General features: G+C 51.4%; 18 protein-coding genes. 9 read left to right on the forward strand and 9 right to left on the reverse strand.

The features are described 5' to 3' along the window. Positions 1 to 4: 4 nt before the first annotated feature. The gene (hsdR, locus tag K0H81_RS13770; RefSeq protein WP_220058689.1) at positions 5 to 2,464 is read right to left on the reverse strand and encodes an EcoAI/FtnUII family type I restriction enzme subunit R; all 2,460 of its coding nucleotides are present in this window, start codon (positions 2,462 to 2,464) and stop codon (positions 5 to 7) included. A gap of 515 nt (positions 2,465 to 2,979) precedes the next feature. On the opposite strand from hsdR, the gene K0H81_RS13775 reads away from it, so the two are divergent. After that, positions 2,980 to 3,372 carry a group I intron-associated PD-(D/E)XK endonuclease gene (locus tag K0H81_RS13775; protein WP_220058690.1) on the forward strand — a complete coding sequence of 131 codons (393 nt, stop codon included), beginning with the start codon at positions 2,980 to 2,982 and terminating at the stop codon, positions 3,370 to 3,372. Positions 3,373 to 3,725: 353 nt separating this feature from the next. On the opposite strand, the gene K0H81_RS13780 is transcribed toward K0H81_RS13775, so the two are convergent. The 4 genes from K0H81_RS13780 to K0H81_RS13795 are packed head-to-tail and all read right to left on the reverse strand — an operon-like array spanning position 3,726 to position 6,497. Beyond that, positions 3,726 to 4,823, reverse strand: coding sequence for a 5-(carboxyamino)imidazole ribonucleotide synthase (locus K0H81_RS13780; RefSeq protein WP_220058691.1), 1,098 nt, complete (start codon positions 4,821 to 4,823; stop codon positions 3,726 to 3,728). Then, on the reverse strand, positions 4,823 to 5,305 hold the full coding sequence (gene purE, locus K0H81_RS13785; RefSeq protein WP_144203387.1) for a 5-(carboxyamino)imidazole ribonucleotide mutase: 483 nt from the start codon (positions 5,303 to 5,305) through the stop codon (positions 4,823 to 4,825). The genes K0H81_RS13780 and purE overlap by 1 nt, the downstream gene beginning before the upstream one ends. A 9-nt stretch (positions 5,306 to 5,314) precedes the next feature. Continuing rightward, positions 5,315 to 6,247, reverse strand: a complete 933-nt coding sequence (locus K0H81_RS13790; RefSeq protein WP_220058692.1) for a sodium-dependent bicarbonate transport family permease — start codon at positions 6,245 to 6,247, stop codon at positions 5,315 to 5,317. Between the two features lies 1 nt (position 6,248). Then, positions 6,249 to 6,497: a hypothetical protein gene (locus K0H81_RS13795; RefSeq protein ID WP_220058693.1), complete on the reverse strand. Its 249-nt coding sequence runs from the start codon at positions 6,495 to 6,497 to the stop codon at positions 6,249 to 6,251. A 138-nt stretch (positions 6,498 to 6,635) separates the two neighbouring features. Here K0H81_RS13795 and K0H81_RS13800 point away from each other — a divergent pair, with 138 nt between their 5' ends. Next, positions 6,636 to 7,577, forward strand: coding sequence for a LysR family transcriptional regulator (locus K0H81_RS13800; RefSeq protein WP_220058694.1), 942 nt, complete (start codon positions 6,636 to 6,638; stop codon positions 7,575 to 7,577). 66 nt (positions 7,578 to 7,643) lie between these two features. Here the strand turns inward: K0H81_RS13800 and ohr are convergent, their stop codons facing one another. After that, positions 7,644 to 8,078 carry an organic hydroperoxide reductase Ohr gene (gene ohr / locus K0H81_RS13805; RefSeq protein ID WP_220058695.1) on the reverse strand — a complete coding sequence of 145 codons (435 nt, stop codon included), beginning with the start codon at positions 8,076 to 8,078 and terminating at the stop codon, positions 7,644 to 7,646. 530 nt (positions 8,079 to 8,608) lie between these two features. Here ohr and K0H81_RS13810 point away from each other — a divergent pair. After that, positions 8,609 to 9,694: a M35 family metalloendopeptidase gene (locus K0H81_RS13810; RefSeq protein WP_220058696.1), complete on the forward strand. Its 1,086-nt coding sequence runs from the start codon at positions 8,609 to 8,611 to the stop codon at positions 9,692 to 9,694. Positions 9,695 to 9,833: 139 nt separating this feature from the next. Continuing rightward, the gene (locus K0H81_RS13815; RefSeq protein WP_220058697.1) at positions 9,834 to 10,250 is read left to right on the forward strand and encodes a hypothetical protein; all 417 of its coding nucleotides are present in this window, start codon (positions 9,834 to 9,836) and stop codon (positions 10,248 to 10,250) included. A gap of 168 nt (positions 10,251 to 10,418) precedes the next feature. Here the strand turns inward: K0H81_RS13815 and hpf are convergent, their stop codons facing one another. Further along, on the reverse strand, positions 10,419 to 10,775 hold the full coding sequence (gene hpf / locus K0H81_RS13820; RefSeq protein ID WP_011865043.1) for a ribosome hibernation-promoting factor, HPF/YfiA family: 357 nt from the start codon (positions 10,773 to 10,775) through the stop codon (positions 10,419 to 10,421). A gap of 388 nt (positions 10,776 to 11,163) precedes the next feature. On the opposite strand from hpf, the gene K0H81_RS13825 reads away from it, so the two are divergent. The 5 genes from K0H81_RS13825 to K0H81_RS13845 all read left to right on the forward strand — a co-directional run bounded on the left by K0H81_RS13825 (position 11,164) and on the right by K0H81_RS13845 (position 14,490). Further along, positions 11,164 to 11,472 carry a hypothetical protein gene (locus tag K0H81_RS13825; RefSeq protein ID WP_220058698.1) on the forward strand — a complete coding sequence of 103 codons (309 nt, stop codon included), beginning with the start codon at positions 11,164 to 11,166 and terminating at the stop codon, positions 11,470 to 11,472. A gap of 4 nt (positions 11,473 to 11,476) precedes the next feature. Next, positions 11,477 to 13,171: a PepSY-associated TM helix domain-containing protein gene (locus K0H81_RS13830; protein ID WP_220058699.1), complete on the forward strand. Its 1,695-nt coding sequence runs from the start codon at positions 11,477 to 11,479 to the stop codon at positions 13,169 to 13,171. After that, on the forward strand, positions 13,171 to 13,521 hold the full coding sequence (locus K0H81_RS13835; RefSeq protein ID WP_144203371.1) for a DUF3325 domain-containing protein: 351 nt from the start codon (positions 13,171 to 13,173) through the stop codon (positions 13,519 to 13,521). The genes K0H81_RS13830 and K0H81_RS13835 overlap by 1 nt, the downstream gene beginning before the upstream one ends. A 110-nt stretch (positions 13,522 to 13,631) precedes the next feature. Further along, positions 13,632 to 13,880: a hypothetical protein gene (locus K0H81_RS13840; RefSeq protein WP_144203369.1), complete on the forward strand. Its 249-nt coding sequence runs from the start codon at positions 13,632 to 13,634 to the stop codon at positions 13,878 to 13,880. 91 nt (positions 13,881 to 13,971) lie between these two features. Then, positions 13,972 to 14,490, forward strand: a complete 519-nt coding sequence (locus K0H81_RS13845) for an OsmC family protein (RefSeq protein ID WP_258406296.1) — start codon at positions 13,972 to 13,974, stop codon at positions 14,488 to 14,490. A 34-nt stretch (positions 14,491 to 14,524) separates the two neighbouring features. On the opposite strand, the gene K0H81_RS13850 is transcribed toward K0H81_RS13845, so the two are convergent. Both K0H81_RS13850 and K0H81_RS13855 read right to left on the reverse strand, forming a co-directional pair. Further along, positions 14,525 to 15,352, reverse strand: a complete 828-nt coding sequence (locus K0H81_RS13850; RefSeq protein ID WP_258406297.1) for a DUF2490 domain-containing protein — start codon at positions 15,350 to 15,352, stop codon at positions 14,525 to 14,527. Between the two features lie 276 nt (positions 15,353 to 15,628). Further along, positions 15,629 to 18,943, reverse strand: coding sequence for a S41 family peptidase (locus K0H81_RS13855; RefSeq protein WP_220058701.1), 3,315 nt, complete (start codon positions 18,941 to 18,943; stop codon positions 15,629 to 15,631). Between the last annotated feature and the right edge of the window lie 142 nt (positions 18,944 to 19,085).

The following is a 19,085-nucleotide window of genomic DNA, read 5'->3' on the forward strand; positions in this document are numbered from 1 at the left end:
ATTGTTAAGCAGATTGCTGGTGAATTTGATAAATCTCAGCTTCTAATTCACTAATGGCTTGCTCGTATTGTTTTTTACCACCGAAGCCTTTTTTAACGATTTCACTTAAGCTGCCAATTTCGTTAAATGGCTGTACTTTGAGCACTTGCATGGATTCGATTTCTTGCACGCCAACGTCGGCATACTTTACCAGAAGATTATCTAATACAGCTTGCGCGGTTTCAGAGTATTTAGTGAAATAATTACGCTTTTTGACGTTATTTGCGCGCTCCTTGCGCGTTAATGGTGGTTGGCCGTAAACAACATGACAAATCATATCGAAGGGGTCTAGCTCTTTGCCAACTTCATCCTCTAGTGCTTGCCAGATGATACCTTCGTTGGCGAGCTCATCTATGATGGCTTGTTTACGGTCAGATTCATTCCAGCGCTTTACAAACTCATCGAGTGAAGCAAACTGCTTCGCCATGGTTTTTCGAGTGTAATCTTTAAAAGATTCGGTAACTAATTTGCCGTCGCTATCATAATATTGCACTCGCTCGGCGACTTTACTGACCGTAACACCTGATACACGGTATTTATGTACTTTGCGTGACTCGTCATCGCCCTCACTCCATTCACCATCGTCAAAACCAGCATTACCAATGTCATGTTCGTCAATGGAATCATTAATGGTATCGTCAGGCATGTCATCAGAAGTATCAGTATCGTCGCCAGGAAATTCATCGCCAATTGTGTCGATATCAACATCTTCATCTTCAACATCGGATGGCGTGACTTTAATGACTTTTTCGGGAGTGCCGTCGAATCGTTCGTCAGCAAATAGCTCAGTGGCTTTTTTGAAATCAAGAATGGTAAACCAAAGCTTGCCATATTTGTCGTCGATACGGGTGCCGCGACCTATGATCTGTTTAAACTTCGTCATTGACTGGATATTTTGATCAAGCACCACCAGCTTACAGGTTTTCGCATCAACTCCAGTTGTCATAAGCTCTGAGGTTGTAGCAATGACAGGATAAGCTTTCTTCGGGTTTATAAAGTTATCAAGTTGGGCTTTGCCTATTTCATCGTCCCCCGTAATTTTCATCACGTACTTGTCGCTTTTAGCCATTTGATCTGGGTTGAGATTAACAATAGCCCTGCGCATGCGCTCTGCATGGTCAATGTCATTACAGAACACTATGGTTTTTGCCATGGGGTCGGTGCGCTTTAAGTAGTTAGTAATGGTCTCTGCCACTAGCTGAGTACGTTCATCAATAACCATGGTGCGGTCGAAATCTTTTTGGTTATAGATACGATCTTCAATCACTTCACCATTGTTATCAATTTGGCCTTTAGTAGGCCGCCAGCCTTGTAGATCGATATCTATATCTACCCGTACAACTTTGTAGGGTGCCAAGAAGCCATCTTCAATACCTTCCTTTAATGAGTAGGTATAAACAGGATCACCGAAATAGTCTGAATTTGACACTTCCTCAGTTTCTTTGGGGGTAGCCGTTAATCCTACTTGGGCCGCACTTTTGAAATACTCGAGAATTTCACGCCAGGCGCTATCGTCAGCGGCGCTTCCTCTATGGCACTCATCGATGATGATTAAATCAAAGAAGTCTGGATCGACTTGTTTATAGGCTTTTTGGCTTTCTTCTGGGCCAGTGAGCGCTTGATATAGTGCTAAGTGAATCTCATAGGCTGGGTCAACAGTTCTACCTGTTACCTTGGTCATTGATGTTTCAAAGGGTTGAAAATCATTTATACGGGTTTGATCAACCAGAATATTGCGGTCGGCCAAGAACAAAATACGTTTCTTCGCGCGAGACTTCCATAAACGCCAGATGATTTGAAATGCGGTATAGGTTTTACCCGTTCCAGTAGCCATGACCAATAGCACGCGGTCTTTACCCGATGAAATTGCTTCTACGGTTTTATTGATAGCTTGCAGTTGATAATAACGAGGATGTTTACCACTGCCGTCGTCATAGTATTCTTGATTGATTATTGGAAGCTGCGCTTGGGTATAACCTTTCCAGGCACAGTATTTAGCCCATAAATCTTGTGGTGATGGAAAATCTTCTAAACGGATTTCGGACTCTAGGTTGTGCTCTTCGGACGTTCCAAGCTTGGTCTTATCGTGAAAGATAAAGCCATCACCGTTTGATGCAAAGATGAAGGGCACTTCGAGCAAACGAGCATAATCTAGCCCTTGCTGCATCCCCTTACCCACTTCATGCTTATTGGCTTTCGCCTCAATAACGGCAAGCGGCATACTGGGTTTATGATAGAGCACTATATCGGCCGACTTTACGGTCTTACGGACGCCTAATTGACCACGTACAATCACCTTGCCATCACGCAATTTCACCTCTTGGCGTATTTGCGTCATATCATCCCAACCCGCACTGGTAATGGCTGGCATAATGAATTTGGTGATAATGTCCGTTTCAGTCAGCTTTGCTTTGTTGATGCTCATTGTCAATCCAGGTCCTTCTTAGAAGATAACAAACACTTACAGACGATTTAGTGCCTTTCAAGATTGTGCCACAACGATGTAAGAAAACACAGGATTTGGATCAAGATAGCAAGAACAAGCAGTTACCGGCACCGAAGCGAAACATATTTTTGAGCTAGCGATTTAAGTAACAAAAAATGGGGCAACAATAGCACTTATCGTACCTGCGCGAACTTGCGCGGAAATCATGGCAGGTAGAGTTGAGTAGATTATTTAGTTAAAGCAATCACAAGCAATTGACAAAGGGCTAATCAATAACTAGGTTATATCTGAACGCGATTCACCAGTGTGATACTGAATTGGCATTTATGGAGAGTATGGACAGAAGTCCGAAACCCAAGCTTGGCCGCTTTGCTAAGAACTACACTCAGAAGAGGTAGTTGTGAATCCTGATTGAAAGCATTCCGTGATGGGAGCTTTCGGCCATAGTCATGCAGCCAATAGCAGACCAGTGGCATAAACTCAGGATCATAATTATGCCTATCAAACAAACTAAAGCAAAACCCGAAACCGCTAAATTTTACAAAAGCCTTTCTTACGAAACACTCGCTGCATCTTGGTTCCAAATGGATGGCTGGGAAGTATTTTTCCCCATGGCTGACCATGGTAGTAAAACCGACTTGGTTATTTCAGATGGAACAACCTTTCATCGAATTCAGGTGAAATCTCTCGAAACAAAAAAAGAAGACATAATGGTCCAATCTCAGTGGGAGGGTGCCGACATTGATTATGTCCTTTTCTTTTCAAGGTACGGTCAATGGGGTTACATCACTCATCCATTTTCAGGAAAGGTTAAATTGAATCAAAATGGTCATCTACGTTTCCATCAAAACTGTAAAAATTTTAATAGGATGTTTGCGCGCATTTAGCGCAATTCCCATGCAATTAAAATTTTAGGTACACCAATTGGTACACATTTTATTTTAATAGATATTAAAAATCTTAAATATCAATCAAATACCGACCAAATTCAGATGACGCCGCCCCACCAACATCAGGTTAGCGATAACCTTCAAAGGCCGCTAAGCCCTTACCATAGGGGTTTAGCGGCTTTTTTGTATCTATCGCTTTTTAAGCGCGTGCAGTAAGTCGATTTAGCGGCTTAAAATCAAAGATAAAAAAGCCCCGGCATGTGTTGTCGGGGCTTTCTCGTTATTGGTTTAAGACGCTTAGAAGCTAGATCTTAGATACCAATATCATACTTGCACATGAATCACTTAGCCTAGCACTTCACCAGCGACTGCTCGACGCTTTGCATCTGGCTGGCCAGTTGGGCGTAGTCATCCAGCATGAAGTTGATGTGTCCTAGCTTGCGGTTGGGCTTGGCGGCCTTGTTGTACCAGTGCAGGCTGGCATTGCTGCTTAGGGCATCCATTGGCGGAGCAACTACGCCAAGTAAATTCAGCATGCCGGTCTTACCTATGGCCGAGGTTGCTCCCAGGGCGAGTCCGGCGACGGCGCGAATGTGGTTCTCAAACTGGCAGGTCTGGGCCCCGAGCTGAGTCCAGTGACCACTGTTATGTACCCTAGGTGCCAGTTCGTTCACCAGCAGCTTATCGCTCACCACGAACAGTTCCATGGCGAGCACGCCCACATACTGCTGTGCTTCAAGCAGCTTGGTCATATAGCTTTGCGCCTGCTGCACCATCTCGGCACTTAATCCTCTGGCGGGCGCCATTGAGCGCACCAGAATACCGTTTTGATGTTGATTCTCGGTAAGGGGATAACAACTCACCTCACCGCTTGCACTACGCACACCGATAATAGACACCTCAGCATCGAAAGGGATCCATTGCTCGGCTAAGTAATGACCTTGTTTAAGATCAGGTTCAACGCTAGCAAGATCCTCATCACTGCGCACCACCCATTGGTTCTTACCGTCATAGCCTTCGTCGAGGGACTTTATCACCATGGGATAACCTAAGGTCTTGGCACTCTCCTCGAGGCTGACATCACAGGTAAAGGGGGCGCAGGGAATACCAAACTCGGCTAATAGCTGCTTTTCATGAATACGGCTCTTGCACTTGGCGATGCTGTCGACATTCGGTCTGATGGTGCAGTGGGCTTCGAGGGCGCGAACAAGCTCGAGATCCACCTGCTCTTTTTCGACCGTGATCACCTCGGGTTTGCCCAAGGCTTCATAGAGTGCTCTGACACTCTGCCCAGGCTGCCAGGACGCCACAGGGCCGAGGCCCTCGACGCAGCTGAGATCCGTATCAGGGCCACCATCGGCGACGAAACTGAATTTCAGCCCTAAGGGAATGCCCGCCAGCGCCATCATGCGCGCCAGCTGACCACAACCAATAATGCCGATGCGCATTATTCCACCTCCACTGGCACACCTGAGGTTTGGCTGGCACGCCAGTCACATAGACGCTGGGTCAGTTCGCTATCACCCAGGGCTAGAATTTGCGCCGCCATCAGCCCAGCGTTGAAGGCGCCTGAATCGCCAATCGCCTGGGTCGCCACCGCAACGCCTTTTGGCATCTGCACGATAGACAGCAGGCTGTCCATCCCTTTTAGCGCCTTGCTCATCACAGGCACAGCAATCACAGGCAGATGCGTCATGGCCGCCGTCATGCCCGGCAGATGCGCCGCGCCGCCGGCACCAGCAATGATCACCTCAATTCCCTCATCGGCCGCACCATGGCTGAAGCTCACCAGACGCTCTGGGGTGCGATGCGCCGAGACCACCTGTTTGCTGTAGGCGATCCCCAGGGCATCCAGGACTGTGGTGGCATTTTTCATGGTCGGCCAATCGCTCTGTGAACCCATGATGATTGCTACTCTTGCTTTATTCATACGTGCCTCTTAATTTGATAACCAATAGGTGAACAGCGCATAGGTAGGTATGCCCACCAATACGTTGAACGGAAAAGTAATTGCCAGTGAATAGGTGATAGACAGACTCTGATTCGCCTCGGGAATCGCGACCCGCATGGCCGCAGGCACCGCTATGTATGAGGCGCTCGCCCCCAGCACTGCCAGCAGAGTGGCGCCGCCGCTCGACAGCCCCATCTGTAAGCCAAGAATACTGCCCAGCAAGCCACCTATCAGTGGCATGAAGACGCCGAATGCCAACATGAAGTTGCCCATCTGCTTCAGCTCTTTTAGACGGCTGGCGGCAAGCATCCCCATCTCCAGCAGGAAGAGGGCCAGCACACCATGGAACAGGTTAAAGAAGAGCGGGGTCACTCCCTCGATGCGCTCAGCCCAGAGATAGCCGATGATCAGTGCGCCGACCAGCAGCACCAGGCTCTGGTTGCAGAACACCTCATGGATAAGCGTGCGCCACTTAAGGTTGGTGCCCGAACGTCTGGCCAGGGCGATACCCACGGCGATGGCGGGGATCTCCAGCAGAACCACAAACAGCGGGAAGTAGGCCTCATAGCTTATACCTTGCGCCTCGAGAAACGCCACGGCCACCGCATAGGTGCCTATGCTGACCGAGCCATAGTGGGCGGCAATTGAGGCCGCATCTTCAAGTTTGAGCAGACCGATATAGCGCAGAATGGGAAAGGCGATCAGCGGAATAATCAGCCCCATACCAATCACTAGCAAGGATTGTGGCAGCAGTGCCATGGAGCCATATTTTGACAGTGCCACGCCCCCTTTGAGGCCGATGGCCAGCATGAGGAACAGGGTCAGACTCTGATAGAGCGCCTTGGGAAACTGAATGTCTGAGCGGATCAGTGTGGCTAGCGCCCCCAGGATAAAGAAGGCGATGGTGATATCTAGCTGCATCTTAGGCGCCCTTTACTTGCAGGCGAGTGGTAGGCTTTACAACGCGGCGCCTATTCGAGAGCTTAGAGGACAGCTTGGCGGCGATGCAGACCAAGGTCAGTGACATCAGGCCAAGACCGACAACCAGCAGCCCCATACCGTTGTGCCCTTCCCTCATGGTGGCAAACGCCAGCGTGGTCACCACCAGGCCCACGACTAGGCTAAAGAGTGATTGTTTTTCTGCCAGGACAAGCTGAGTTAACTGTTTCATAAGATCCCCCATTTACGACTGATACCGCGAAAATTTCGGTGTTCTTTTAACTGGAGCGATCTTGCCAAAAACAATTTATATATAAAAATAGATATTTTTGTGTTTTTATATAGACAAAAATCTATATATGGAGCAACTATGTCCCTCAGACTACAGGCACATCTTGGTACCCTCAGGCAGATGGAGATCTTGCTGGCGGTCTATGATAGCGGCAGTGTCAGCGGCGCCGCCGAGACCCTGCATCTCACTCAGCCTACGATCTCTATGCAACTTAAGAAGCTCGCCGATGTGATAGGTTTCCCCCTGTATAACATAGTGGGTCGCAAGGTGGTGTTTACCGAGGCGGGGCTAGAGGTAGTTAAATCGGCCACAGAGATCCTCGACAGCTTTGCCCGGCTGGAGATGTCGCTGTCGGACATGGGGGAGCTCAAATCGGGTACCCTGCGCCTGGCGGTGGTGACCACCTCGAAATACTTTATTCCCCACCTGCTCGGCCCCTTCTGTGAGCGCTACCCCAATGTCGCTGTGCAGCTCAATGTGGGTAACCGCCAGCAGATCATCGAGCGCCTCAAACAGGGCATCGACGACTTCTACGTGTTCAGTCATCCACCGGCGGATCTCAACACAGAGAGCATAGAGTTCTTCAACAATCCTCTAGTGGCCATAGCCCAGGAGAATCATCCCTTAGTCAGTCAGGATGGCGTCTCGTTAGCCGAGCTCTGCGAGGCGCCCTTCTTAATGCGTGAAAATGGCTCGGGCACCCGCTTGGCCATCGAGCGTTTCATGGCGAAACAGGGGGTGAAGCTTAAGGTAAAGATGACCATAGAGAGTAACGAGGCGATCAAACACTCGGTCATGTCGGGGCTGGGGGTCAGCATACTCTCGGCCCATACCCTCGCCTTTGGCGGCAATACCGGACTGGCACAACTGAATGTGAAGGAGCTGCCCATCAACTCCAACTGGTATTTTCTCTGGCTTAAATCAAAACGTCCCTCGGCGATCGCTCAGGCCTTCTTGACCCATGTGGAAAGCGAAGGACGTGAGATGCTACTCACCGAGCTGGCAAAACACAGGCTTTAGGGTGTTCACACTATCATCTGGGGCTGCCAGCCTGGAACTAGCTAATAAGCTAGAATAGCTAGCTAGTTACAGAGACTGGCCATTCACAGTTAACGCAACATCTATGTTGTTGCGCACTGCGTTAGAGTATGGGCAGACCTGATGGGCCATTCTTACCAGCTCTAAGGCTTGCTCCTGAGATAACTCCTCTGATAGCGCTAACTCAACACTCAGGCCCACGGTTAGGCCGAAGCCACCTTCTGCGCGAGCGCCTATGCCCACCTTAGCGGTAACCGGCGCCTGCGTCAGCTTCACCTTGGCTTCTCTGGCCACATGCAGAACTGCATTGGAGAAACAGGCGCTGTAGCCCGCCGCAAATAGCTGCTCAGGGTTGCTCGCCTCGCCGCTGCCCCCCATCTCTTTAGGATAGCTAAGGGCAATAGACAGCTTACCGTCGTTTGTCGTCACCAGTCCGTTACGTCCGGCGCTCGCAGTGGCTTGAGTCTCATATAAAGTCTTCATGGTCTTTCCTCATTTCGAATAGGTTCATTGAAAGCAAAGTGCTTTTTGCAATTTAGAGTGCACTCTTGATTACGACTCTTGATTACGACTCTTGAGTACGACTCTTGAATACGAATAAGAATGTAATTTAAATTGCGCGCAATTCATTTTTGGTAGTTATACCTATAATTTAAATTGTGCACAACTTATTTTTTCAATTTTTCCAAAAAGGACTCGAATCAAAGACGAGCCCAAGAGGTATTTAACCGCGTGTGATCGGAGCTGAGATGGGCAGTTATGACTTGGAAAATCTGCTAAGGAGAGGATTAGAGCAACGCTTGGCCATGGCAGCTAAACGGCTGACGTTGGGATAGCCAATTTCCTGTCGTTAGTCAGATAAAGTACATTGCACTAGCCAACTTTAGTTATTCAAAATAAAGCTCCAATAAATGCTTGCTATTCAAACCTTAATTTGATTAAACTCCAAAATGTAACAACTGAGTAACATTTGTTAACACTATAAAAATAACCTCAATCAAAAGGACAAATTGATGAGCAAGCTATTCAAATTATCAACACTCGCTATTGCCACCACCTTACTGAGTCAATCGGCCCTCGCCGAAGGGATCGCCGCTAAACTGCAGATGAGCCAAGACAGCTTCAGCAGCGATCAGGACGTGATGGTCACCCTAACCCTGACCAACGAAGCAAACGTTCCGGTGAAACTACTCAAGTGGTTTACGGCGGCAGACGGTGTTGAAGAGTCGCTATTTAAAGTTACCGCTGACGGTCAAGAGCGCCCTTACCTTGGCGCCCACTACAAGCGTCCAGCACCAAGCCATAAAGACTACATCAAGCTAAAATCCGGTGAGAGCATCTCTTATCAGGTAGAGCTATCGTCACTGTATGACATGTCATCTACGGCTAACTATGAGATCAGCTATGATGTCAGCTCTATGCAGCTGTTTGCGCCAAACCCAGGCCAGGCTAAGAAACTGGCCCGCCTTGGCGTAGAAGGCATACACTCAGCCCCAGCGAGCTTCTACCTGGAAGGCCGCGAATTTAAAGGCAGCGCTAACAAGGGCAAGCCAGGCACCGGCGATGGTGGCGGCACCACACCTGACGGCATCTCTTTCACCGGTCGCTGCAGCAACTCACAGCAGAGTGATATCCTTGCCGGCCTAGCCGCGGCAAAGACAATGTCAGCCGACGCTAACCAGCACCTGGCCACGGCCAGCAGCAACTCACAACGTTACAGCACCTGGTTCGGCGCTTACAGCTCGTCTCGCTGGAACACGGTAAGCAACAACTTCAGCAAGATCGATAGCGCGCTCAACAACGAGCCACTGACCTTCGACTGTAGCTGTAAGAAGCAATACTACGCTTATGTTTACCCAACTCAGCCATACAAGATCTACATGTGTAATGCCTTCTGGTCTGCCCCAACGTCGGGTACTGACTCTAAGGGCGGCACCATCATCCATGAAACCAGCCACTTCAACGTAGTAGCGGGTACAGATGATATTGTTTACGGTCAGAGCGGTGCTAAGTCACTGGCGATCAGCGATCCTTCACAGGCGATTCAAAATGCTGACAGCCATGAATATTTTGCTGAAAACACGCCTAACTTAAACTAATCTATTTCTTATCTTTCTTGTCAATCTAAGGGCGGAATTATCCGCCCTTTTTTTTGTTTAGCTAATGCCAAGGTTAACGCCTATGTTTACGCCTTTAAGGTTTCTGTCAATTAGTCTCTTGCTACTTTGGACCATAAGTATGAATAGCCTCGCACATCAAACGCTACCCACGTGTCGCCTCATAAAGGCGGAGCAAGACAATACCCTCACCTTCGAGATAACTGCGCCGGCAAACACTAACTGGTACCTGCTGAGCTGGCACAGCCCCTTCGATGCCTGGTTTAGCAAGTTTCTGACCCTGACCGACCTGAATAACCAACAGACGCTTGAATATCAGGGCGCACTCGCTAAACGCGGCGAGCCGACTGATGAGGACTATCTGCTGCTGCCTGCGAGCGAGTCCTTAAGCGTCTCGCTGGAACTGGCGCAGGCATTTGTTATCCCTCCGGGTCGTTACCAGGCTATGCTTCGTCCCTTAACCCTCTATCAAGACCTGAGTGACAAGACGCAGAGCACTGCCCTTGAATGCCCGGCGCTCGAGGTCGACCTGCCTTAGCCTCAGATACGCATCAGCCACTATTCGCAACGGCCCTTCACAAGAGCCCTTATCTACAAAAGCACTTATTTACAAAAGCACTTATTCAAAATAGTCCAGATGCAAAAAAGCCCAGATGCAAAAAAGCCACCCTAAGGGTGGCTTTCTCGTCTCTTATGCCTTTTAGGCTTAGACCAACTTCATCTCCTGGATGATCTCATGGGCAATCTCAGGTGTGGTACTTACCGGCTTTTGATGCAGATCTGCCTTCAAATGGCCTTTTCTGTGCTTTAACGCCGCATCCAGTTTTTTGGCGGCATTAGTGATAGCAGGATACATGATATCGTCACTCCCAGAGGCTGATATCCGGCTACCTTCGTAATTGGTACTGAGTTCGACCTGAAACTCTCCGTGCTCTTTAGCAATGATGACATCGAGTGAAATGAGCGTTGGGAAATGGGTCGCGATTTTGGAAAACTTTTGATTCACATGCTCTTTTATTGAATCGGTAATATCTACGTGATGACCAGAAAGATTTATTTTCATAGGTTTTCCTTTTTAGGATGACTTCAATAATGAACTTGGGATGAGTGAAAGAAAAAACAAGGGGCTGAAGCACTTTTTTTTCAATTGACGCCTATATAAGCATGGGCGAAATCCAAGTAAATCTCCATTCAGTGTCTACTAATATGTACTCTCCATGCTGGTTAAAAGCAAGCGGCTAAAACAGGATATCAGGCATAAACAGGCGGTTTTGGCCATAAATCCCACAAAGTAAACAAAATTTAATCAATCTGTCTTTATGACGTCATCTTCATGCTAGCCCGCAAACCTAAGAGTAATTTTAGGAAACAGCTTTACATGTAAATACGAATGAGAACTTATCGCAACAAGTATAGAATAAGCTAACCCTTAGTTCATAAATTTATCCATAGTGAATACAAGCATTTCTCCACGCCTATCGTCATTCGAGCGAGACCTCTCTCCCAGAGCTTCGGTCATCGTGCGCCTGTTGGCCTCCCTGCTGGGTGGTTACGGCGTGGCGGCGCTCGTCTGTATGCTGCTGGCACAAACCCTGCCCCTTAGCCGTCTCGATGCGGTGCTTGTCGGCACTATGGTCTCCTTTAGCATCTTCGCCATGATGATCATCCGCCTCTTTAGCCTCAGGTCTCACCTGCGTGTGGTGCTGGAACCTGTGGCGCTTTGCAGCCTGCTCTACGGCCTCACACTCGTTTTAGGTTAATCCCATGAAAGAGACTTTTTTCCGCTCCATGACCTGGCTGCACACCTGGGCCGGCCTCACCGTTTGCTGGCTACTACTGCTTATCTTCTTCGCCGGCAGCCTGAGCTATTTTCGTCATGAGATCAGCCTGTGGAGCAAACCCGAACTACACCAATCTGTCTTTCAAGACTATGACCAGCAGCGAATTGGTCAACAGATCGCAGAGGGCCAGGCCTATCTGGCCGACAAGGCCCCCGACGCCGCGAGCTGGACCATCTCCTTCCCGAGTGAGCGCAAGCCTTACCTCAGCTTCGGCTGGGCAGACGAGCCTAAAAAGGGTGAGCGGCGCGGCAAGTTCCATGAGCATGTGGTCAGCCAGGATGGTCAGCAGATGATCACCGAGATCCGCAACTCCCGAGGTGGCAACTTCTTCTACCGCCTGCATTTTGATCTGCATTACCTGCCGGTGGTAGCCGCGCGCTGGATAGTGGGGCTGGCCACCATGGCGATGCTGATAGCCCTAATAAGCGGCGTGGTGATCCACAAACGGATCTTTAAAGACTTCTTCAGTTTCAGGCCGGCTAAAGGCAGTCGCTCCTGGCTCGACGCCCACAATGTCAGCGCCGTGATGGCCCTGCCCTATCACCTGATCATCACCTATACGGGTCTCATCACTCTGATGTTCATGTTCATGCCTTGGGGCGCATTGCAAGAATACGATGGCGACGTGCGCGCCTTCAGGGCCGACCTCAACCCCGCCCGCATTCAGACAAAACCCAGCAAAGAAGCGGCGCCGCTCATCGAGGCCGCTAGCCTGTTACCTCAAGTAGAACAGCTGTGGGGCGCGGCGCCGCTTAAGCAGGTAAGCATCAGCGCGCCAGGGAAAGATAACAGCCACATCAGCTTTACCCTCAACAGCGAGCAGACGGTGACAGATAGACGCAACCTGTTGATTTTCGACGGAGTAACGGGTGAACTGATATCTAAGGCTAATCCGGACAGCGCCACCTACAAGACCTACGACACCCTGATGGCGCTGCATACGGCGCGCTTTGCCGACTGGGCCTTACGAGGTTTCTTCTTCCTCTGCGGCCTACTCGGCTGCGCCATGGTCGCCACAGGCACGCTACTGTGGGCGGTAAAAATCGCCCAGAAACAACAAAAGGCGATTCAATCTGGCACCAAGCCGACAATCGGCCTCAGGCTAGTGGACGGGCTCAACATCAGCTTCATCTGCGGCCTTCCCCTCGCCACCGCAATCTTTTTCTACGCCAACCGTCTGTTGCCACTCGATATCGGCGACAGGGCCCAGCGTGAGGTGGACACCTTCTTTATCACGCTGGCGATCATCGCCCTGGTCGCCCTGTGGGATGGCCTTCGCGGCGCGAAGTCCTCACGTCGCTGGTGTCAATGGCTGTTGCTGGGTGCCCTGGCCTATGCGGCGCTGCCGCTGGTAGGCGCCGTCACCTCGGGGCAGAGTCTGCTCGCTAACATAATTGATAATCAGTGGACGCTGGTAGGCTTCGATATGGTCAGCCTGCTGTTTGCCCTGGCACTGGGATTTGCCGCCAGGCAGGTTAGGCAGTCAAAGCTAATCAATCCGCGCCAAAGTGCCACCAGCCCGAGAACAGGCACGGCAAGAGCTGGCAGGGCCAGCAGGCCCAATACAGCCGCTGCTATTCGTGAGACAAGGGACGCCAGCTTAGAGGAGGCGCGCTAATGAATATATCCATCGGCCTAGCCCTTTGCCTATCCCTTTGTTTGGCCTTTATCGCCTTTGGCGCGCTGGCACTGGCCATGTTCAGCCACTTCAAGAGCTGCTTCAAGCGCCCACCCACACAGAGGCAACAGAGGGCGCTTACCCTGACAGGCTGGGCCTCACTCGCCTTAAGCTTTCTCGCGCTGCTCGGCCAATATGAAACCGCCTACGCGACGATTTTGCTATTCGGCGTGATGAGCGCCGCGGCGCTGGCGGTTATCTTGCTGCTTAGCTATCAGGCAAAACGCCTGCCCGCTAGCATGGCCGTTGCCGCCGTACTGGCGCTGGGTGACTTTAGCCTACTTGTTTAAATTTCATTCAGCCTGGATACAGCAGCATCTGTTTATTATCTGCTCAGCAAACACTATGGCGCCTGATGACACTCCTGATAGACAGGCGCCAAACAGCAAGGGCAGATACCATGCGAATTTCACCTGCGGCGGCCTATCAGAGATGGACGCGCCAACTCCCCAGCGATAAGGCTGCGATGACCAAGAGTCGTGGTGACGATCACCATAGACAACTCGCAAACGCCGCCGAACTAACTCAAGACAGAGTCACGCTATCGCCACTCGCGCTAAAGCTAAGCGCTCTCGACCAGAGTGCTCTTAATCACAGCAGTCTTGACCACAGCACACTTGAAAAAGCGGCGCAGCGAGATGCGGCATAGCGCCTTCTAAGGTTTTCAAGCTTTCCCCAAACATATTCAAAGTTTGCTATAGTGGCCGCATTCTATTTGGCATTCCAGTGGGCCCGACAGCATGTCTTTTTCGGTTACCGTCTCTTGGCCACCAGCCACTCATGGTAGCCATCACACTGCACAAAACTCAAAGCCTCTGCAAAGAGAGCCTCTAGCTAGCGACTCTGGTACAGGCGCCAAGCAGATCAGCCGTGATCACCAGCTTAGCTTCGCCAGCGGTCAAGTCGTCGCAGGTTCGGCCGCCCCCGAGTATCTGGGTAGCCAGGATAAGATCAATCCTGAGGAGAGTCTGCTTAGCGCCCTGGCGGCCTGCCACATGCTGAGTTTTCTCACCATAGTGGAGAAGAAGCGTCTGACGCTGCTGAGTTATCGCGACGAGGCAAGGGCCGAGCTGGGAAGAAATGAAAAGGGGCAGATGGCTATCACCCACATAGCACTTACCCCTGAGGTTAAAATGGCTCATCCACTGAGCGATGAGCAGCTAGCTAAGCTGCATGCCCTCGCCCACAAACACTGCTTTATCGCCAACTCACTAGCCAAAGAGATAGCCATTGAGATAGCGCCTCGCCAAAAGTGCTAGTGCTAATGTCTCTAATGGCTAGTATCGCTAAGGGCTAGAACTGATAAGTTAGCGACAAAGCCGGGCCTTTGAAACCATAATAGATATCGAAATCGGCCAGATCTTTCTCGACCTCGACATCTATCTTGTAATACTTATAGCCCAACTCCACATCCAGAGAATCACTCAGCTGGTAATTGACCCCGGCGCTGAAATCGAACAACTGCCCCTTGGTATCCCCCAGGCTGACATAGAAATACTGCGCCCAACCAGAGAGGCTCCAGCGATCGTTAATACGGTAGCGCCCTTGCAGGCCGAGATCGGGTAGCGGCGCCGTCACCTCGGTAAGGGCGTCACTCTTGGGGTTAACGTCCACCACCTGGCACTCGTCGTCGACACAGGCGCCAATTTCACCTACAAACTGCAGCTTGAGCCACATGATATGCAGACCGGCAAGCAGAGTCAGATCGACATCCTCGCCACTGTAAAAGTTATAGCGATAGCCCAGACGCAGAATATCCACGTTAAAGATGGTGCTGATATCCGCCCCCGCCTGCACCAGGTAGGTCTGGCCCGAGTTCACCTCGGTATACTCGTAGGGCTTAGAGATGGAGCGATTGCGGGCCTCGCGATCCAGTCGTTTCCAGTCGAGATAGACGCCGTGATCTTCATTAAACCAGTAGGCCAGCTCCAGCGTAGGCAGGAGATCCTTCTCGACCAAGGCCAGATCGTTCTCGAAATCTAGGGTGAAGTCTTTGCCGAGATCTGGGTTTTGCACCACAATGCCGGAATCTGAGTTAGCGTAGAATCCGCCCAGGGTAACGGAAAATCCCTGCTTTTCGGCATAGGCTAACTGTGCTGAACCTAAGGAAATCGTACTCAATAATAGAGCGCCCAGTCGCAACAAGGCACCTGTGACGGTGCGAGCTTTGCTAACTCCATAAGTGGTTTTCATGTTCACCTTCCTGATATTCCGACCTAGCAACCTAAACTATGGCAGCGACATACCTATAAGCTAATACAATTTTTGCAGTTTGTATCTGATATAGCAGAAAAAACAGCAACAGCCGCCCATAAAAATGGAGGTTACCGACCTGGGAACTGCTTGGTCGGTAACCCCCTAAAATGGTTTGGGTTAACTTAAAGGCAAATCAAAGTGTTATTTGACGTCTTGAGCCATCCCGCTGCTTGGCATAGGCTGCGCCTTAATGGGTAGCACAGGCTCTAACTCCAGCTTCTGTTTAAGGTAATTCAGCGCCTTATTCAGCTGCGCATCCTTGCCCTTAAAGGTGGCATGTGGCAGGTTATCGACCTCGATATCAGGGCTGATGCCGCGGCCTTCCACTATCCAGCGTCCGTCCATGGCGTACTGAGGATACTCGGCAACCCGCGCCATCCCTTTATCGGTCAGCGAGTTACGACCCGAGAGCCAGACACCGGCCCCGGCCGTCTGCTTACCGATGAGCGGTGCCAGGCCTAGTGCCTTGATACCGGCAGAGAAAGTCTCGCCATCTGAATAGGTCAGCTGATCGGTCAGCACCACCAAATGACCTCGGAAGGTCTGCTGCATATTGGTGCTTGGTGTGCCTTGGGTTGGCTGCCAGAACATCCAGGCGCGGCGCAGCAGTTTCTCTATGATCCAGCTGTCGATATTGCCGCCACGGTTGCGGCGCACATCAATGATCAGGCCCTTCTTCTCTATGTTGGCGTAGAACTCACGGGCAAAGTTAGCGATATCGCCCGAGCCCATGGCATAAAGGTGCAGATAACCTATCTCACCGTCGGCCGCCTTAGCCACCTTCTGGTTATTGTTGTTGACCCAGTCCAGGTATCTCAGCTTGGCATCGACGCGGTTAGCCACCGGCAGCACGATTGTCTTAAGCGTCTCACGCTCGCGCTTGAGGGTTAGCAGCACCTGCTTGTCCGCCTGGTTGCGCAGATGGCGGGCCACATCGGCAACGTTTTCAACCGGCTTGCCGTTGATAGCCAAGATGATGTCGCCCACCTTGGCATCGACATCGACTCTGGCCAGCGGCGAAGCCTGCTGCGGCAACTCAGCATCGTTTTGATAGATATGGGCTATCTGGACCCCTTGCTTGGTCTGTAACAGGCGGGCACCTAAGTTAGCGCCCTGAGGCTGATTAGGATCCTGCGGCAGATCGCCGCCGCGCACCTGAGAGTGCAAGGCATCGAGCTCGCCCATCATCTGCATGAAGATATCGTTCAGTTCGTGACGGTCGGTCAGTCTGGCCAGCAACGGCTGATACTTGGCCTTGGTCGCCTGCCAGTCGAGGCCGCGCATCTTTTTGTCGAAGAAGGAATCTCTGTGCATCAGCCAGGCATCTTCAAACATCTGCTGCCACTCGAGCTGCGGCGAGATCGCCAGTTGCCACTGCTCTGTCTGTACCTTGGCATGGGCAAGATCTTTTGGCAGCGATTCGCCCGCATCGACGATCAGCATCTCCGCGCCGCCTTTGCTGTGGCGGCGTAGGAAGAGCTTGCTGTCATCGCCAGAGAGCGCATAGCTGGCCACATCTTCGCTGAAGGTTTCCACCTTAGGGCCGAGGGGATCAAACTTGACCCACATCAGATTGGGGGCCTGGGCGCCATCGACAGAATTTGCCAGCATATAGAGCCCCTTCTCGGTCACCTGTAGCTGGCTGTAGTTGCCAGAGGCTACCGGCACCTGCCACAGGCGCTTGCTGAGCCCCTGCCACTGAACCTGGGTCTTAGCGGGCTTTTTGGCCGCTTCTTCCTCTTTGGCCGCTGGCTGATTTAACTCATTTGGCTTACTGAAGGGGAATACCGCCTTTGGCGTCAGCGCCAGGGCGAAGATCTGCCCGCGCTTATCGAATACCGGCCCCATGTTGCGATCGCCCCAAGGCGAGGTTGGGGTGGCATTAAACTCACGGTTAGAGATGAAATAGAGCCACTGACCATCATCGCTAAAGGCCGGCGAGAAAGATTCATACTTGTCGCTGGTCAGCGCCTCAGCTCTCTCCTCTTCCAGAGAATAGAGCACTATCTGTGGTCTTAGCTGACCTCTTTCATCCTTAGTGACGGCGATGAAACGGCTGTCATTCGACCAGACCACATCGCCATAGGAGCCGAGTCCCTGACCATTGGTCAATATCTTGCTATTACGCCCCTTCTTGAGATCCAAGAGCCAGAGGTCGCCGTTGTAATCATCATGGGCAATGTAGCGTCCATCCGGTGAGAGGCTCAGCGCCATACGCAGGGCCTTGCCATCTTGGGTGAGCTGTTTAGCCTCATCGCTGCCATCTGCACTGTAGCGCCAGATCTCCTGCTCGCCCGAGGCGTCGCTGATCCCATAGACCCATTTGCCATCGGGGCTCATCACGGCGCCGCGAACCCGGTAGTCTCCAGGCAGGGCCAGCTCGACCAGACGCGATCCATCTGTGCCCGCCAGCGCCACATGGCTGCGGGCGGTGATCACCACCTTGTCGCCGCTGGGCGCCAGGCTGGTGGAGGTGGCATATTTCATCGGCTTGTTGACCCAGTGCTCACGGCGCTCAGGAAAATCTGAGGTCAGGTGAATATCCAAGGTCGACACCTGATTGCTGGCGATATCATAAAGCTTGATGTCGGCGCCCTGCTGGAACACCACACGTCCCTGCTCGAGACGAGCACCGCGTACCTTCCAGTCGCTAAACTGAGTCAGCTGACGCAGGTCTTTGCCATCTAAGCTCATGGACCAGATATTATCGTTACCGCTGCTGTCGCTGACGAAATAGAGACGGTCTTGCCACAACATGGGCTGGCGCACCGAGCCTTCATGCTCGGCGGTTAAGGGCTGAGCCTCCTGATCGCTGCCAAGCTTATAGCGCCACAGCTCTCCCTTGGCGCCGCCGCGATACACCTTGGCGTTATCGCCGGTGGCCTGCAGACCGAAGCGGGTAAAGTAGACATATTCACCGGCATCATCCACCACGCCTTCGATGGCATCGGCCAGCGGCAGATCTTGAGTGGTCAGGCTCTTAGGGTCGACGCTTCGCAGCACCCAATAGTTGGCTGGGCCGAAGGCATTATCGGTGGCGTAGAGCACCTTGCCATCTGGCGTCCAGCCTTGCACCCGCACGCGGCTGTTTTCGAAACTGACTCGCTTGGCGACGCCGCCCTGTATGGGCATCACATAGACCTCGCTCGCCCCTTCATAGTTGGCGACAAAGGCAAGCTGCTTGCCATCGTTTGAGATGGCGGCGCCTAGCTCCTGCGCCGGCAGGCTGGTAAGTCTTCTCGCCTGAGCATCGCCTAACTGCTGAACCCAGAGATCCCCTTCTGCGGTAAATACCAGGGTATCGCCATGAATCGCAGGCGAGCGGTAGTAGCCTACGTTCTGCTCGGCAGCCTGACTTTCAGCTTTTACATTTTCAGCTTGAGCGGCAAAAAGTGGTGCGGAAGAAGCGGTGCCCAATGCAATTGCGCAGCAGGCAAACAGGTGAGAGAGTTTCATAAAGCGCCCATAATTAAGTCGGATTTATTCTTATGGGGCAACAAGGTAGCAAACTTTCCTTAAATCTACAGTAATTTGTGGCTAAAGAAGTATTAGCAAATGTGTACAACTATACTTAGGCCAAAATTCCTTCTATCTCGGG

It is taken from the genome of Shewanella halotolerans (assembly GCF_019457535.1).
GTDB lineage: Bacteria > Pseudomonadota > Gammaproteobacteria > Enterobacterales > Shewanellaceae > Shewanella > Shewanella halotolerans.